The 17,037-nt window shown below is 67.7% G+C and carries 12 protein-coding genes; 9 read left to right on the forward strand and 3 right to left on the reverse strand.

From position 1 onward, the window contains the following. The first annotated feature begins 159 nt into the window (after positions 1 to 159). The 6 genes from ACOGJB_RS08765 (at position 160) to ACOGJB_RS08790 (ending at position 9,956) form a co-directional block, all read left to right on the forward strand. Entirely contained in the window at positions 160 to 1,275 is a 1,116-nt protein-coding gene (locus ACOGJB_RS08765) for a L,D-transpeptidase family protein (RefSeq protein ID WP_419840429.1), read from the forward strand. Between the two features lie 100 nt (positions 1,276 to 1,375). Continuing rightward, positions 1,376 to 2,503: a hypothetical protein gene (locus ACOGJB_RS08770; RefSeq protein WP_419840430.1), complete on the forward strand. Its 1,128-nt coding sequence runs from the start codon at positions 1,376 to 1,378 to the stop codon at positions 2,501 to 2,503. Between the two features lie 227 nt (positions 2,504 to 2,730). Continuing rightward, entirely contained in the window at positions 2,731 to 3,291 is a 561-nt protein-coding gene (locus tag ACOGJB_RS08775; RefSeq protein WP_419840431.1) for a hypothetical protein, read from the forward strand. 71 nt (positions 3,292 to 3,362) lie between these two features. Next, positions 3,363 to 6,203: a DEAD/DEAH box helicase gene (locus ACOGJB_RS08780; RefSeq protein WP_419840432.1), complete on the forward strand. Its 2,841-nt coding sequence runs from the start codon at positions 3,363 to 3,365 to the stop codon at positions 6,201 to 6,203. A gap of 389 nt (positions 6,204 to 6,592) precedes the next feature. Further along, a complete protein-coding gene (locus tag ACOGJB_RS08785) occupies positions 6,593 to 9,427 on the forward strand; it encodes a DNA methyltransferase (RefSeq protein ID WP_419840433.1) in 2,835 nt (944 codons plus the stop codon). Between the two features lie 133 nt (positions 9,428 to 9,560). Continuing rightward, a complete protein-coding gene (locus ACOGJB_RS08790) occupies positions 9,561 to 9,956 on the forward strand; it encodes a hypothetical protein (protein WP_419840434.1) in 396 nt (131 codons plus the stop codon). A 22-nt stretch (positions 9,957 to 9,978) separates the two neighbouring features. Here the strand turns inward: ACOGJB_RS08790 and ACOGJB_RS08795 are convergent, their stop codons facing one another. After that, positions 9,979 to 10,713 carry a hypothetical protein gene (locus ACOGJB_RS08795; protein WP_419840435.1) on the reverse strand — a complete coding sequence of 245 codons (735 nt, stop codon included), beginning with the start codon at positions 10,711 to 10,713 and terminating at the stop codon, positions 9,979 to 9,981. Positions 10,714 to 11,054: 341 nt separating this feature from the next. On the opposite strand from ACOGJB_RS08795, the gene ACOGJB_RS08800 reads away from it, so the two are divergent. The 3 genes from ACOGJB_RS08800 (at position 11,055) to ACOGJB_RS08810 (ending at position 13,352) form a co-directional block, all read left to right on the forward strand. After that, positions 11,055 to 11,309 carry an antitoxin gene (locus ACOGJB_RS08800; protein ID WP_419840436.1) on the forward strand — a complete coding sequence of 85 codons (255 nt, stop codon included), beginning with the start codon at positions 11,055 to 11,057 and terminating at the stop codon, positions 11,307 to 11,309. Between the two features lie 10 nt (positions 11,310 to 11,319). Next, the gene (locus ACOGJB_RS08805) at positions 11,320 to 11,715 is read left to right on the forward strand and encodes a type II toxin-antitoxin system VapC family toxin (RefSeq protein WP_419840437.1); all 396 of its coding nucleotides are present in this window, start codon (positions 11,320 to 11,322) and stop codon (positions 11,713 to 11,715) included. Positions 11,716 to 11,885: 170 nt separating this feature from the next. Next, entirely contained in the window at positions 11,886 to 13,352 is a 1,467-nt protein-coding gene (locus ACOGJB_RS08810; RefSeq protein ID WP_419840438.1) for a D-alanyl-D-alanine carboxypeptidase/D-alanyl-D-alanine-endopeptidase, read from the forward strand. A 29-nt stretch (positions 13,353 to 13,381) separates the two neighbouring features. On the opposite strand, the gene ACOGJB_RS08815 is transcribed toward ACOGJB_RS08810, so the two are convergent. After that, positions 13,382 to 14,083 (reverse strand): hypothetical protein, encoded by a 702-nt coding sequence (locus tag ACOGJB_RS08815; protein ID WP_419840439.1) that lies wholly within the window; start codon positions 14,081 to 14,083, stop codon positions 13,382 to 13,384. A 53-nt stretch (positions 14,084 to 14,136) separates the two neighbouring features. Beyond that, positions 14,137 to 16,986 carry a 2Fe-2S iron-sulfur cluster-binding protein gene (locus ACOGJB_RS08820; protein ID WP_419840440.1) on the reverse strand — a complete coding sequence of 950 codons (2,850 nt, stop codon included), beginning with the start codon at positions 16,984 to 16,986 and terminating at the stop codon, positions 14,137 to 14,139. Positions 16,987 to 17,037: the final 51 nt, after the last annotated feature.

A 17,037-nucleotide genomic window follows, 5' to 3' on the forward strand; every position in this document is an offset into this window, starting at 1 on the left:
TAGAGGCTGTTCGGGTAGGCGTAGCCGGGGGCCCAAGCTGCCCGAGAGCGACAGCGAACAAGAGCGGGAGGCAACGGGCGCCGCCACCAGAAGTCTTGGTCCGCGCTCTGGCCGGCGCTCGTTGCCATGTGCGCCGGTTGTGGCGTACTCTCGTCATGCGTGCTCGCTTGGAGGACGCCCCTGCGCATCGTCGGCGCACCGCGCATGTGCGGTGCGGGGCGAACCCGCCGTGCCAGATCGAGCGCCGGCCTCCGCCTTGGCGGCATCAGGTCGCGCCGTGGCGGGCTTCGAGGTGCTGCGGCGGTCCTCGTGACCATTGCGCTCGTCCTGCTGCCCGTCGATGTCGCCTCAGCGGCCAGCAGCATTTCGGATCTGAATGCCGAACCGAGCCAGCGCTGGCACCTCGACTTCGACACGTCGTGGCCACCCGACGGCGCTCACGATGCCTTCGGCTCGAAGAATCTGCCCCCACAGCCACCGCCTTCGACGGTCGTCTTGGAATCCGGGGAGTATCTGTCGGTCGGGCAGTCGGCCACATCGCCGAACGGCTGGTACCGGCTGACACTCGAACCCGACGGCCGGCTGACCCTGCGCAACACTGACGACGGCTTGGGCCGGCACGGCCTGCTGTGGTCGACGGGGCCTGTCGAGGCAGTGATGCCGCTGCTGGTGATGCGCGCTGACGGCGAGCTCGCCCTCTTTGACACCGCCCGCCCCGGTTTCGGGGATGGGGCCTCCGATGGCGCGGCCGCGAGACTGTGGACCAGCGACACCCGCAGCGAATCGGGCGCGGCGTTGCAGCTCGACGACAGCGGCGCACTGTCGGTGATCACGCCGCAGGGTCGGGCGCTGTGGCACAGCGGCAATTCGGTGCCAGACGTCGGGCTCGCCGGGGCGCGCCACGTCATCTACGACCGCGCCAGCCAGTGGATCTGGCTCGTCGACGCCGACGGGTATGTCGTCGACAACTATCCGGTCAGCGGGCATGCCACGTCGCCGGTGCCGGGCCGCTATGCAGTCACCTCGAAGTCCGAGGACGCGATCTCCTACAACTGGCTGGTCACCATGGAGCACATGGTGCGATTCACCACAGACGAGGACGGCGACTGGATCGGGTTCCACTCCATTCCCCGCGGCTGGCGCGACACCCCCGTACAGAGTGAGTCAGAACTCGGCGATTTCTTGTCGCTGGGCTGCGTGCGCCAACGAGACGACAAGGCCGAGCAGCTCTACGAGTGGACGTCGATCGGCACCCCGGTGATCGTGCTCGCCTGATCAAGGGCGTGCCCCCGCTGCAATGCGGTGTTGCAGCGCAGGCGCCGCGGAGATGCCGCCGAGACCGCTCCAGGCACATCAGCAGCGCGATACTGCGAGCGTGTTCGGTCAGGCACAACGTGACACAGACGACTCGGAAGACTCACAGATCGACGATGTCCTCGACGAGCTGCGTCGGCAGGCACGCGACGACACCGATCTCGGCGAGCGATTCGTTCGGTTGTGCCAGGGCGTGCTGCGCGCATTGGTCGACGGCAGCGGGGACAGGGTGTTCGACCGCGTCGATGTGTGGGACGAATGGGCAGGTCGCGACGGCCCAGCCGACGGCATCGACCTCGTTGCGCAGCGCAACAGCACAGTCGGCGGCGACGCCATAGCGATCCAGTGCGAGTGCCGCGACGGCAGCCAGCTCGTCGGGCAACGAGACGTCGATTCGTTCTTGGCGAAGACCGGATCGGCCGAGTTTCGGGCTCGGATGCTGATCCACACTGCACCGGGGCTCGGCGCGCACCTGCAGGGGACGATCGACAGCCAGCACAAGCCGTGTCACGTCGTCGATCTCGCTGAGTTGCGACGTTGGAAGCTGGACTGGTGGGCCGCCGCGGAAGCGGTCGGTGCCACGGCGCCCCAACCGCAGTCATCGCATAGCGAGGCCGCTGCGGGCCGCCGGCGCGGTGCCGATCAGCGCAGCTCTGCGGAGCGGCTGTTCGGGCAGGCGGGCGGCATGCTGAGCGGTGCCGCTCTCCCGGTTGCAGCGATCGTGGCCGGAGTTTTCATGGTCTTCTCCGGTGTGGACATCGGCGCGCTGGTGATCATCGGCGGGGTCGCCGCCCTCGCGCTCCGTCGAAGCACACGCCGACGGTCTGGCTCGCAGCCCGCGGGCCAACCGGCTGACGATCGGCGGGGCAGGCCGCGACCGCGGCGCGGATCACACGACGGCGCTCAGACTGCACCTCCAAGAAGCGACGGCTGGGACGACGACGATTGGCTGGACGACGACGGCTGGGACGATGATGAACCGCGCGCCGATGACGAGTGGGACCGAGAAGATCGAAATTTCCGGCGCCGCAGCCAACGCGTCTCACGGGAACCCATCTGGTACGACCGAGAAGACGATCTGGACTGGGTCGACGAGCACGACCCGCTGGACCCCGATGACGAGCCGTACCGAGCGCCCGCTTCGCGCAGGCGCCGCTCACGATCGTGGGACGACGACGACTACATCTAATCGGGTGGCGCTGAGATGCTCGTTCCGTCGCGACGCTCGCCGTATCACATCACGCGGAATGCTCTCGCCGACGAGCGCGGCGTGCCGGCTCGCATCGTCCGACCCGCGCGGTGCACCTCGCCAAGCTCGTACCAGATGTCGCACCGGCGCGATATCGTGCCCATCATGGGCCTTGCGTCGGGTTGCCTCCCCATCCCGGGACTCGGCCAGTGACCGCGCCGAGGCCCGTGACATCGTGGGCGTACGACATCGGCGGACTGGCCGCGTGCTTGACTGCGGCCGCCATGCTGCGGTTGTCGGCGGAGGGCTTCGTGGCTGTCCTCGTCGTCGTGGCGGCGTGTCACGGGTGGGCGCAGACCTCGCCTCAACGCATGGCTGCGGCCCGCCGACGGCTGCCGTGGGCCGTCGCCGCCGTCTTCGTCGTGGCCATCGTGCGCAACGCTGGCGACCTGTCCGCTACGGAGCTCGTCGGGCTGACGTGCCTGGCGGGTGCTGTGGTCGGATACCTCCAAGTCCGGGTACGCAAGCGCAGAGGCAAGCGATCCCCAACGACGAGCCTGACTCGCCAGGTTCGGGAGCGCCCGACGCAGCGATCCTCAGCGCCGAGCCTGCGCCAGCGTGCACAGCGACGCCGCCACGAGTACTACGAACCCGACGACTTCGAGGACTTCGAAGATGACTGGGACGGCGACGAATGGGACGACGACCCCGAGTACTACGGCGGACCCTCCGGTGGTCGGCGTCGCCGTGCTGAGTCCTGGGAAACCGGCGACGCCGACTACATCTGAGCGTCGTGAGCCTCCCCGCCATCAGCAACATGACCCGATGACCGACTCTGGACGGGCAAGCGGCCTTCGACATGGCTGATGGCGCCGATTCACCCGAATTTGACCCTGCGGTCGATCCGATTGTGTGCTCGCCCTATGCCGAGCCAGCTCTGCACTGGCAGCTCGATCAGGCGGGGCGAGCGATGTCAGGACAGGCACCGCTGCGCGGTCGGCGGCGCTCCGCACTGCTTCGCCCAGTGCCCGATGACGCCGTGACCGCCACCATGACCCTCGGTCTCAACACCGACGACGAGAACCAGACCATCAACGCCGTCCGCGAACAGGTGGGCGCATGGCGCGACGACGGCTACCCGGGTGCCACCTCGGTCACTCGCAAGCTGCTGGTGCACTGGGCGGAGGAATCATCGCACCGGCAGCTGCGCCCGTTCTTCGCGCAGCGGGAGGCCATCGAGACGCTCATCTGGCTGCGAGAGGTCGCCCGGCGCGACACGCCCGAGCGACGCGACCTTGAAGCCGACTCGCGCGCGGCGAATGACGGCATCATCCGCTTCTGCGCCAAGATGGCGACCGGCACCGGCAAGACCGCGGTGATGGGCATGCTGATCGCCTGGCAGACGCTCAACGCAGTGCGTACCGAGCGTCAGCGCAACTTGCAGCACTCGTCGCGGTTCTTGGTGCTGACCCCGGGGCTCACTGTGCGCGACAGGCTGGCCGTGCTGGCGCCGGGCTCGCCCGGGAACGTCTACGAAGAACTCGGGCTCGTACCGAAAGAACTTCGGGGTCACCTGTCGGCGGCGCGGGTGGAGATCGTGAACTTCCAAGCGTTCCGCCGGCGCGACCCCACCGAGTCCGCCGGCGCCCAGAAGGCACTGCTGGGCAGCACGCGGGTCGACCAGACCGAATCGCCGTCGGCGATGGTGCGCCGGGTGGCGGGCGGTCTGATGGACCGGCGCGGCGCACGCGGCGACTTGGTGGTCATCAACGACGAGGCCCATCACTGCTACCTGCCCCAGGCCGACAGCCCAGACGGCGACGCCGGCAAGAAGCCGACCGCGGAGGAGCGCAGCGAGAACAAGATCGCCGCAGTGTGGTTCAACGCCGTGCGGACGCTGCGCGACCTGGGCGCGCTCGGCGAACGCGACCGGCTCGGCGGTCAGGCGTCGCCCGTGTATGACTTCTCGGCCACGCCGATGTGGATCGGCCGTGCTTCCCGTGGTGAGGGGTCGCCGATGTTCGAGTGGGTGGCGTCGGACTTCGGCCTGATGGACGCCATCGAGTCGGGCTTGGTGAAGGTGCCCCGCGTGCCAGTGGCCGACGACACGCCCCAGGCTCGCACGGCATGGCGGCGGCTGTACGAGGCAACGCCCACCAAGAAGCTGCCCAAGCGCAGCATTGATCCCACTGCTGTGCTGCCACAGCCGCTCGAAGATGCGCTGGAGGCGTCGGGCCGCGAATGGCGGCGCACGTTCGAGGCCACCAAAGACCGTCAGCCGACGCCGCCGGTGATGATCGTGGTGGCCAACACCATCGACAACGCAGTCGCGCTGTACGAGCACATCGCCGGCTGTGAGCGAACCGCGCACGACAGCGAGGGCCGAGCAGCGGCCCAGATCCTGGCCGGCCGCTATGACGAGTTCTCCAACGTCGTCACGCACCCCGCGGGCGGTCCGGCGCAGTGGCGGGCTGATCCGCGCACGCTGCTGGTGCATTCGCGTCCCGACGACGATGACGCCATCACCGCCCGGTTCGGCAAGCTGCTGCGCGAGCAGGCAGCACACATGGGCGAGGACGTGCCCGCGGATGCAATCCGCGAGGCGTTGAACACCGTCGGCAAGCCAGGACGTCTCGGCGCTGGGGTTCGCTGCGTGATCTCGGTGTCGATGCTCACCGAGGGCTGGGATGCCCGCACGGTGAACCAGATCGTGGGATTCCGGGCGTTCAGCTCGCAGCTGCTGTGCGAGCAGGTAACCGGGCGGGCGCTGCGACGCACCTCCTATGAGTCGTTTCGCGAGGAACCCGGAAAGACGCACCTGCTCACGCCCGAGTACGCGGAGGTGCTCGGCATCCCGTTCGAGTTCATGCCGCTGCGCGGCACCCGGACCGGGCCGCCGCCGCCAGACCGCACCGAGGTCTACTCGGTGCGCGGTCGGTCAGAGCTGCGGGTCAGCTGGCCCCAGGTAGTCGAGTACCGCACCGTCGCGTTGCCCGCCGGATTCCGGCTCAACTCCGCAGCCGTGCAAACCGCCAAGCTGTCCGAAGATGCATCCGCGGAACGGGTCGAGATGGCGGGCGTGACCGGCGAGACCATCCTGATGTCGCCCGACGAGTTGCAACGCGACAAGGCAGCCCGCGTGCGCTGCGCTGCCGAGATCGCCAACCTGCTCACGCTCGGAGGTGACGACGCGCTGCGGCTGCAGGCCGCCGACCAGCCGACGGGCCGTCCGGCCAGCTCCGGCAGCGACGGGAACGCCTCTCCGCGGACGACACCGGCCGGTGAGGCCGACGGCGCACTCGGCGGCGATCCCGACAGCGGCACCGGCGCGGCCCGGTTGCATGGCGCGGGTCGCTGCTCACTGTTCGCGTCGGCATTCCGCGCACTGGGCGAATGGCTCGCCCATCCCGCGGTTGAATGCCACAGCGCGTCAGTGCTGCTGCGGCATCGCAACAAGCGCGACTTCTACCAGCAGATGATCGCAGCGTGTGATTTCGGCACGCGCGCCGCGGCGACCCCCCCCCCCCGCGGCAGGTCGCGGTCCTCGGCCGGCCGCCGCTCGGCGACACTGCCGATGTCCGGTTCGAAACCACGCTGCGCCACATTCACGTCGCAAGGCACAGCGAGCTGTCCCACGCCGCGTGCCACTCCGGGCTTGAGCTCGCCGCTGCGCGCGTCCTCGACCGCCACCCCGCAGTAGCCGCCTGGGCCCGCAATTTCGGGCTCGACTGGTCGCTGCCGTACCACTTCGACGGGGCGTGGCGTCGCTACGAACCCGACTTTGTCGCCCGCCTCGCGAACGGGCTCAACGTTGTCATCGAATGCAAGGGCATCGTTGACCCGAAGGCCCTGGCCGCCGAGCGCTGGACACGCGACCACTGGATCCCTGCGGTTGCGGGCACACCGGAACTCCCCGACCACTTGCGGCACTGGGCCTATGAGGTCATCACCGACGCCGCCCATCTGCCGGGCCGCCTCGACGACCTCGCAGGCGATGCCGCTTGGGCAGCTTCGTGAGCCCCGCTGCTCGCTCCGGCAGGGCGAGAGCGCTGCACCCGCTGAGACTGCATTCGAAGACGAGGACAAGCCGTGACCCCACCGCCTGCTGACGCCGAGCCCTGCTCCTACGATCACGCTTCGGCGCAGCGGCCAAACCAGCCCACCGCCGAGACAGCGCCGCTGCTGAGCGACGACGACCGCGCACCGGTCGCGTTCGAGGTAGCGCGTCGACTGCCCGAGGCGATCGCGCAAGTCTACGAAGCCGGCATCGAATGCGATGCCGTGAACCTCGACCGCGACTTGCGCACCCACCCCGTCCTGGCTTGGGACCGCCAAGGCGCCACTTCGAAGCTCAGCGGCGACGCCGAGGCCGACGCGGCCCACCGCTTCGCCGGCGTGCCGCTCTACACCCGCGAGAAGGTCACCCCCGCGCTGCTGGTCGAACAGCTGCGCCGCGGCGACACCGGACGCGCGCTGCAACTCGACTTCGACGGACTCGATGACGAGGCCCTCGAATGGGAGTGGTACCAGCACGCCGGCCACTGGCAGAACCGCCTCATCCACGGCGACTCCGCCGCAGTGATGCAGTCACTGCTCGCCAAGGACGGCTTGCGCGGCGCGGTGCAGATGATCTACTTCGACCCGCCGTACGGCCAGAACTTCAAGTCCAACTTCCAGACCACCACCGGCAAGCTCGAGACCCCGGAGAAGCTCGACGGCCTGCCCGTCGGAGACACCATGCCGCTGCGAGCATTCCGCGACAGCTACCGCAACGGCATCCACTCCTACCTCGACGGCATTCACGAGCGCACCGTGCTGGCACGCGAACTGCTGACCGACACCGGCTCGCTGTTCGTCCAGATCGGCGACATCAACGTCCACCGACTCGCCCTCGTGCTCGACGAGGTCTTCGGCCCCGAAAACAGAGTGGCAACGATCACTTGGCGCCCTACCGGTGGTTCATCAGCTCGAACTCTGCCGGAGAGCGCTTCGTATTTGCTCTGGTACGCCAGGGACAAGTCGAAGTGCAGGTACCGCCAGCTCTACGAGCCTCTCGATCGCAAGGGCGTAGCTGACTTATTCGGGGGATTCTCCACACCGATGGTCGAAGAAGCAGATCACCACAGCCGAGGAATGACGGCCCAGGAACGCGAGAGGCCGGAGGTCGAGCTTCCAGCGGGAGCCGTGATCTGGAATCGAGAGAACCTCACGTCGATGGGGGCATCCACCACGGGCCGTACACGCTGGGTCGAATACGATGGGCACCGGTACCACTGTGGGGACGGACGACAATGGCGCGTCTCCGTCCATGACGGAGACGCACCAGTGTGTACCCCGACGGACGACAATGGCGCGCGCACGGAGGCTTCGCCTCCGTGCCCCGACCCCGAGCCGTGCGGCCTGTGCTGGCTCGGATGGACAAACCGTCTCTACGGCACCAGAAGAGCGCTGTACTGGAAGCAGCTGGAAGACGAAACGGCTGGGCGTCGGATTGACAACGTTTGGCACAACTCAGTTACCGTGCGCGGCCAAAAGCGATACGTCGTCCAAACCGCTAGTTCGATCGTCGAGCGGTGCATGTTGATGACGACCGATCCGGGAGACTTGGTGCTGGATCCAACCTGCGGGTCGGGGGTCACGGCCGACGTGGCTGAAGAATGGGGGCGGCGCTGGATCACCATCGATGTCAGCCGCGTCGCCATCGCCGTTGCCCGCCAGAAGCTCGCCACTTCGGTCTACACGTGGCATCGCACCTCCGACGGCGGCACCGACCCCGCCGTCGACTTCGTCTGCAAGCAGATGCCCAAGGTGTCGGCCGGCAGGCTCGCCGACCCCAACACCGACTGGGACCATCCCGACAACGTCATCAAGCTCGTCGACCAGACCGAGACCGAGCCCAAACGGGTTCGGCTCGCCAGCCCGTTCACCGTGGAGTCGCACTCGCCGTACTCGTACCTGCCTTTCGACACCAGCCTTGTCGACGCGCCCGCGGATGCCGGTCCAACCGGTGAGTCTTCCGCCGATGCGGCCCACGACGACTCATCCACGCCCAGCAGCGTCGGCCGCACGGACCCAGCAGGGCCGAGTTTCGCCGACCTGGGCCTGGCATCTGGCGAGATCACCCAAGCCGTCATCGACGCGCTGTACCGCTCTCCGATCTGCGACTCGTCCGGTACGGCCCTGCTGCAGATCGTCGACCACGAACGCTGGCCCCAGACGCTGCTCGCCTCCCACGGCGTCACCTGCACCCGTCCCGGACGCGACACGCAGACCGCAGCCGGGCTCATGATCGCAGCTCCGGACGCCACCGTCACCGCCCACCAAGTCACCCGGGCCACCGTCGAGGCTCGTCGCAACGCGCCCGACTGCGCCGACCTGATCGTTGTCGGATTCGCGTTCGACCCCGACGTTCCCGCCACCGTCGGCGCCTGCGCTGTACACCGCGTGGCGGCCTCGAAAGACCTGCAAATCCCCGAGCTGTCCAAGCAGGCCGACGGCGGCACGTTCACCCTGCTCGGCGAACCCGACTGCGAGGTTCGCCAGACCTCCGACGGCACCTCGCTGGTGGTGCGGCTGCTGGGCTGCGACACATACGACCCGTCCGACGGCACGGTGCGCGACACCGACCAGGACCACATCGACTGCTGGATGATCGACACCGACCACGATCAGATGAGCTTCGTCGCCCGGCTCACCTACTTTCCCAACGGCCTGCGCCACGACGCCGGCCTCAAGGCAGCGATGCGGAGCCTCGGCCCAGACCTCATCCCCGACGCGCAGTCGCACATCATCTCGTTCCAGTCGCAGCCGTTCGACATCCCACCCCACGGCCGGCCCATCGCCGTCAAAGCCATCACCGACACCGGCGCCGAGATGAACACCGTCATCCACCCAGAGGCTTGGGCAGCTCCTTTCGACGGCTGAACGGGCCCAGCCTCGGCCGGTTCGCCTGCTCGGAGAAATCCGCTTGCGCCGAGCCGGACGCCTGCCTACGTTCGCCCTCACGAGAATCCGTCCGCAGTCAACCCGTGGGACAGGCGTGGCTACCATCGAATCCGTGACCGAACACGACGGGGGACAGGCCGTCGAGCCCGCGGCTGCTCAGCAGACCGAGCCCCCGTCCGTCACGACGCAGACCATCGCACCCGATCATCGGCACGGCACCGCCCATCAGCGCTCCACGACGCTGCTCGCCACGGTTCTTGGCGCCGTCGTCACAGCGCTCCTCGGCGGTATGTTCCTGTTCATTGTCTCCGCTCTCGACCGCGTGAGCGACGAAATCAGCAGCCTGCGCGACGAGATGAACGCCCGCTTCGCCGAGACCGACCGAAGGTTCGATCAGGTCAACAGCGTGCTTATGGACCACACCGACCGTCTGGCACGCATAGAGACGACACTCGATATCAGCGGTCGCCCTCTCCCTAGCGAAACCGGAGACCCCGCAGGTCCATAGGCCGACGCTGAGTCGGTGCGCGCTACGCGGCCGGCGGTGCCAGCTCGGGAACTGGTGGCGGGCCGGCCTGCAGCTCGGCGAGCTCGCCTTCGAGACGCTCGATGAACTCATCGCCGCGGTCCTGATGCAGCGCAACGCCGAACAGCACGCGGCGCATCACGAAATCGGCCGCTGACGACGCGCCCACGTAGATGCCCGAGACTCGCTGACGGTTCTCCACCGGCATCATCAGCACCCAGGCACTGCCGACCTGCTCGGGCGACACCGACACCAGCTTGTCCCACCGGAACTCCCGCGTGTGCAGATTCCCCCGAAACACGGCCCGCGTGTTCGTGACCACGAACACGCCTTCGCCGTCCTTGCCGTCGATCACGCGGGTCTCCTCGGGTGCTTGCTCAATGGCACCGCGATGCACGCTCGGTCGGTAGTACACGCCTTTCGCGATCTTGATCGACAACCCGTGCGAGTGGCCGCCGTAGCGCATCTTGGGTCCACGCCGGGTCTCGGTGAGCATCGGCCCGTGGCATACCAGCAGCACCTCCTCGCCGCGCTTGGTGATGATCGGGCACTCCGGATCCGTCTCGTCAGCCATGTCCTCATAGGAGCGGTACGCCTCGATCTCCTCCGCCAGCTCTGCGCACGCGTCCTCCCACTCACGATGACGCTCCAGCGCCTCGCGATGGGCCCGTTCCAACGACTCGCGCGCCTCCGCGGCCGGGTCGCCGCCGAACAGCCTCTGCAATCGTTTCAGCACCATCTCGTCACCCCGCGCCGCCTTGGTTGTTCCGCTCAGCCTCGCACGACGGTGTCACCCCACGCACGCCGAATCGCAGCCCCATCAAGATCAAGACCCTGTCGAGCATTCTCAAGAGCATCGCCGCTCATCACGGACTGACAGTCGATGAGCTATTGGAGATCCTCGACCTCTGATCAGCCCGCGCCGTCGACCCTTGGCGCAGCGCCGGGTGAGACCGGATCAACTGGGCCAACTATCGGGTCTCCGTCAGCGCGACGACGCTCATCTGATCGTGATCGGTGTCGATCATCCAGTAGGAGACGCTTGATTCTCACGATTGACAGTCAGATAGACTCAGCAAGGTGTCAAAACGACTGCAAGTGCTGGTGCATGAAGACGAGTACACGAAGATTCAGGGCGCGGCACGGGTATGCCATCTGACAGTGGCGGAGTGGGTTCGGCAAGCCATGCGGAAGGCGCTGAGCGATATGGGCCAGCCGCCTGACCCGGCTGCGACGAGGCTTCGGGCAATCGCGGAGGCATCGCAGCACGAGTTCCCGACTGCCGACATCGACGGGATGCTTCGAGACATCGAAGCGGGGCGACTGGCCTCGTGATCTTGCAGCCGTGATATTCGTCGACTCGAACGTGCCGATGTACCTGATCGGCGCTGCACACCCGAACAAAGATCGAACAGTCGCTGTGCTGACTCGCTTGACGCAAGCAGGCGAGACGTTCGTCACCGACGTCGAGGTCTACCAAGAGATCCTCCACCGTTACGTCGCCATCGGTCGGCTCGCAGCAATCGACCCCGCTTTCGCCAGTCTGGACGCCTTGGTTGACGACATCCTCGCCTTCGGCGTGCCTGAAGTTCGTGCGGCACGGTCGCTGCTCGAGAGCGTCAGCAGCCTGTCAGCCCGTGATGCCCTGCACGCCGCAGTAATGGCGGGTGCCGGCGTGACGCGCATTTTCAGCTTCGACCAAGGCTTCGATGCCGTGGCAGGACTCGAGCGACTGCGGTAGTCCACCAGATCCCGGGTTTCCGGCTGGACCCCGCAACGGTGCAGCGCAGCGGCCGAAGTCCGCTTCTGGCGCGCACGCCGGCAATACGTTTGCTGTATGTCTCCCGCGCTGCAGCCGCCGGTGCCGTTGCTGGGAGCCGTCGCTGTTGGGTCGATCCGTCGCGTCGACGCGTGAAGCGTCTGGCGAGTCGTCTGGGCATCGCCCGAGGAACCTGCACGAACCGCTGCGTGCTCGCTGCGGTTCTGATGGCGGTTCTGACGGCCGTGGTCGCGCTCGCCGGCGCCGTACCCGTCGGCGCGCAAGGCAAGCAGCGGGACGACCGCCTCGCCGACGACTTCGCCGCGCTGCTGTCGCGCCGCGATACCCCGGCGAATACCTGCATGAGCGTCTCGGTCGACGGCGAGCAGATCATCGGGCATCGCGACACCGTGGGAATGGTCCCGGCGTCGCTGACGAAACTCGCCACCATGGCCGCGGCAATCGAGCTGATGGGCGCCGACGAGCAATTCGTGACCACGGTGGCTGTGCGCGCCGACGACCTTGCTGCGGTGCGCGACGGCGTGCTGCACGGCGACGTCTACCTGATCGGCGGCGGCGACCCGGTGCTGGCCACACCTCGCTACATGCGGCGGCTGCACGACGAGCGCCCTTTCACCGATGCCGACATGCTGGCTGACGCGGCGATGGCGGCACTCTCTTCTCAGGGCGTGCGAGTGGTGGACGGCGCGGTCGTCGGAGACGGCAGCCGCTACCCCGACAACGAGCGCGACTACACCGCCCACGAGGTAACCGATCCGGCTGAAGGCGCGAGCGCCGAGGTGTGGAAGCAGTCGTACCGCACGACGAACCTGGTCGGACCATTGGGCGGCTTGACGCTCAACGACGGCTACCGGCATCACCGCAGCAACCGCCGAGCCCATGTCCGCTCCCCAGACCCTGCCCAAGGCGCAGCATCAGTCTTCGACGACCTGCTGGAGGCCCGCGGCCTGGTGATCCGGGACCGGCCGCGTGCAGGCGCCGCGCCCGGCAAGACCGTCCGTGTCGAGCTCGCGTTGATCAGCTCACCGCCGCTCGGGAGCATTGTCGGGCGCATCGGGCGCTACTCGGAGAACACCGCGGCGGAGATGCTGCTCAAAGAGATCGGCCACCGCACCGTGGGCTCGAGCCGCGCGCAGGCAGTGGCGGGCGCCACAGCGGTGCTATGGGGCGCGCTCGGCGAGGTTGCCGGCGAGATCGGGATGGCGGATGGCTCGGGCCTATCGGTGCACAACACGATGACCTGCCGCGCCGCGGTCGCACTGCTCGAACGGACGCAGCGAGGCGACCCGATCTTCGACAGCCTCGCCATCGCAGGCCGAACCGGGACGCTGCAGCGATGCAGCCCCTCAGTCGCCCGCAATAGCGCCGAACTGCACCCGGTGCACGCCAAGGGCGGGATACTCAACAACGTCGTAGCCGTCGCCGGCCGCGTCGACGCCCGCAGCGGTCGTCAGCTCGCGTTCGCCGTGATCTCCAACGCACCCTTGCTCATCGGCCGGGGCAGCTGCCCAGCCCTGCGCCGCATCCCCATCACCGCCGCAGCCCGATTCGACCCCACGCCGCCCGAATCAACCCATGCCGATGTCTCGTTCAAGTGAGCTGCGACCGGAACTGGTTTCGAGCTCAGTCAGCCGCCGCGACTTGCGTCCACCGCCGCCACCGCTAGGCCGAACTCGTCGCCGGCGTCGATCAGCGCATCGAACAAGTATTGGCCGAAGGACCGGTCGCAGAAGATCAGATACGACGGCGTGCTGGTCGTGTCGTCCTGGCTGAGGTCGTCGCGGGCAAGGTCGCAGGTAACGAGGGCTACCGAAGCTGAGACCACCGCTCCGTCGGGCGTCATGTGGTCGCTCCAGTCGATGCCGCACACCTTCTCCAGCATGCGCGTCGCTTCGGCGCCGGTGACCAGGAACATCGCCCGGCTGTGGGTCCAGTCGAGTACGGATACGAGTTCCGGTGTTGCCTCGTGCAGCACCGGGGCCCGGTCGCCGCGAGCGTCATCGCGCCGCATCGGCCCCGAACGCACAGCATCATGGAGAACCGCAGTCACCGAGTCCACCTGCTCAGGTGTCCCCAAGACGATCCACTCGCCGGGGCGCGACCCCAGCACGAGTGCGCCGCCCGGTGCAACCTGCGATGTTCCGAATCGGGCGCCGAGCAGATCGGCAATGAGTCCATCGACGCCAGCGCGTACCAGCCACTTGGCAGTGTTGCTCGCATCGGTCAGCGTAAGGTCGCCCGGCTGCGAAGTCGGATAGCTCCGTACGACCGGGCTCTCGAACGCCGGTGTCCGCTGCGGCGGACTCGCAGGTGATCGCTGATCAGCCACGGCGAACCGCCCTTGCGGGCGCGTCGCTCATGCGACTGCGTCGGATCGGCGCCTCAGCCACGCAGACGCTCCCCGGCCGGGTCGAAGTGGGCGTGATGGTCGATCACCGTGGCGCTGATGCGCTCCCCCGACTCCAGCAACACCGTCAGCTTGGTGCCGCCGGCTGCCAAGTGCGGCTCCACCTGCCCGAGGCAGATCGAGCGGTTCAGCGTCGGCGAGAAGCGCGAGGAGGTGATCCGGCCCAGGATCTCGTTGGTGTCGCCTCGCAGAATCTGTGCGGCCTCTTCGGGCACGACGTCGGGATCGTCGGGCTGGATGGCCACGATCAACGGCAGCGGCCGATCCGCCGCCCATGCCAGCTCTGGCTTGCCGGCGAAGTCGTCCTTGTCGAGCTTGATGAGCGACCCCATGCCGGTGCTCGGACCCAGAGTCAAGCCGTCGGTGTCCTGGCCGACGATGAAGTGCCCCTTCTCGAGGCGCATGATGCGCTGGCCTTCGAGGCCGAAGGGGCCGACGCCGAGGTCACTGCCAGCATCCATCAGCGCTTCCCAGACAAGGCAACCGTGACCGGCGGGCACATGCAGCTCGAACGACAGCTCGCCGGTGAAGCCGATGCGCCACATGAAGCAGCCCGACACGCCGGCCACTGTGGCCTCGCGGACTGTCATGTACGGAAACGCCTCAGCGTCAAGGTCGACACCCTCACAGACCCTGCTCATCAGCTCCCGGGACTTGGGACCGGCCACGTTGATGCTGGCGTATGCGGTGGTCACCGGGGTGACGTGCACCTGCCAGTCGGGGCGCTCGGTTTGGAGCCAATTCTCCACCCATTCCCACACGCCTCCGGCGCCCGAGCTGGTGGTCGACATCATGTAGTGATCTTCGCCGAGGCGGCCGGTGACGCCGTCGTCGAGTACCACGCCGTCCTCGGCGCACATCATCCCGTAGCGCACCCGGCCGATGCCCAGCTTCATCCACTTGTTGACGTACAGCAGGCTGAGCAGTTTGGGCACGTCGGGGCCGCGGAGGTCGAGCTTGCCCAGCGGTGTGACGTCGATGAGCCCGACGTTCTCACGGACGTTGCGGACTTCTGCTTGTGGATCGCCGTAGTGATCGGGACGCAGCCACTGGCCGGCTTGGATGAGCGTGACGTTGTTGGCCTCATGCCAGGGATGGATGGACGACACGCGCACCGGTTCAAAACTGCGGCCGGCGAGCGCGCCCAAGGTGAGCGGTGCGTACGGAGGGCGCCACACGGTGGTGCCGACCTGGCTGATCGTCTCGCCCCGCGCTTCGGCAATGGCAGCGACGGTGTTGACCGTCTCGAGCTTGCCCTGCGACGGCCCCATGGTGGCGGTGGTGTAGCGCTTGGCCAGCTCCACCGAGTCGTAGCCCTCATGCGCAGCAGCGACCAGATCCTTGGAGCTGATGTCCTCGGACATGTCGACCATCCCATGGGTATCAGCGCGGAAGAGCTCGGGATGGGGGTCGCGGCCCAGCGGCGCCCGCTCGTCGACGGCCCAGGCAGGCTCGTCGCCGTCGACCGGCAGCGCTCGGGCGGTGCGGGCCTGCAGCCGGTGGCGTACCGCTGCGGCACGGGCTGCGGCGAGACGACCGGTTTCGACGCCATGTTGCCGCAACCCATCAAGATCAGCGTCGCCGGCAAGTCCGCCGGTCGACAGCACATTGCTGGGAGGGTCGGAGGGGAAGAACCGGGCCGCGGCCGGGTCATAGACCGGTCGGTCGCCTGCCATGTTGAGCAGCGACGTCGGCGCCGTCCAGCCTGCGGCCATGACGAGCAGATCGGCGTCGATCTGTTCGCCGTTTGCCATCACGGCTTCGACAGCCCGAGACGAGCCCGCCGTCGAGCTGATCTGGCCGCCCGAACGGGCGTCGATGACTGCAGCGATCTCGGTACCGACCCGTTCCAGGTCGGCAGCCGCTGCATCGCCGTCGGCGTTGGCACTGAAGACCACTGCTCGCTCGCCCGGCTTGACACCCCACAGGTTGATGAGGCGTCGGGCCGCCCCCGAGGTGATGACGCCGGGCCGGTCGTTGCCCTCGAACACGTAGGGGCGCTCGATCAGGCCGGGTGCCGCGACAAGCACTTTGGCTCGGGCCTTGATGAGCCGCTCTACCGCGATCGGGTGATTGCGCTGGACGATGCCGAGCCAGTTGTCCTCGTACCGGCCTGTCACGGTCGAATCGGTCAGCACTTCGACATCGGAAGCGTCGAGCGAAGCGCGCAGTTCTGCCAAAGCCCCTTGGTCGCCGGCATCGCTCGAGTAGCGCAGATGGCCGCCCACCGCATGCTCGTGGGAGACGAGCAGGACGCGGGCGCCGGCGGTGCTCGCTGCCAGCGCCGCCTCGATGCCCGCCGGGCCCGCTCCGGCCACCACCACGTCCGGATGCGTATAGCGCTTGTCGTGGTAGCCGTGCGGGGTATCGATGTCGATCTTGCCGCCGGGTGCGAAGGTGGCCAGCACCCGCTCATAGGTGGGCCACAGCCACTGCGGCCGCATGAAGGTCTTGTAGTAGAAGCCCGCCGCCAAGAAACGCCCGAGCAGGCCGTTCGCCGCCTTGAGATCGCGGTTCAGCGACGGCCATGCGTTCTGCGAGCGGACGTCCATGCCGTTGCGCACCAAGCGGTGGCCGGCCCGGACGTTGGGGTCGTCTCCCACCTGGACCATCAAGTTGGGATCCCAGTAATCGGCGGTGAGGATCCCTCGCGGCCGGTGGTACTTCATGGAGCGGGAGAAGATGTGCTCGCCTTCCGCAGCCAGGGCCGAGGCGATCGTGTCGCCCTCGAACCCGCTGAACCGCTTGCCGTTCCATCTGAATCGGAGCTTGGCAGCCCGGTCGATCACCTCGGTGGGCTGAACGCCCTGCCGGCTCATCGTCATGCCGCACCGCCTCGCTCGCCGTCGGGCTGGAGACCCCCGGCAGCACCGGGC

Origin of the sequence: Candidatus Poriferisodalis sp. (genome assembly GCF_965208895.1) — a bacterium.
Lineage (GTDB): Bacteria > Actinomycetota > Acidimicrobiia > Acidimicrobiales > Poriferisodalaceae > Poriferisodalis.

Bases quoted from the DNA above. Each gene is read 5' to 3' on its own strand.
- ACOGJB_RS08780 (WP_419840432.1), top strand. From the start codon at position 3,363: ATGGCTGATGGCGCCGATTCACCCGAATTTGACCCTGCGGTCGATCCG.
- ACOGJB_RS08795 (WP_419840435.1), bottom strand. From the start codon at position 10,713: ATGGTGCTGAAACGATTGCAGAGGCTGTTCGGCGGCGACCCGGCCGCG.
- ACOGJB_RS08820 (WP_419840440.1), bottom strand. From the start codon at position 16,986: ATGACGATGAGCCGGCAGGGCGTTCAGCCCACCGAGGTGATCGACCGG.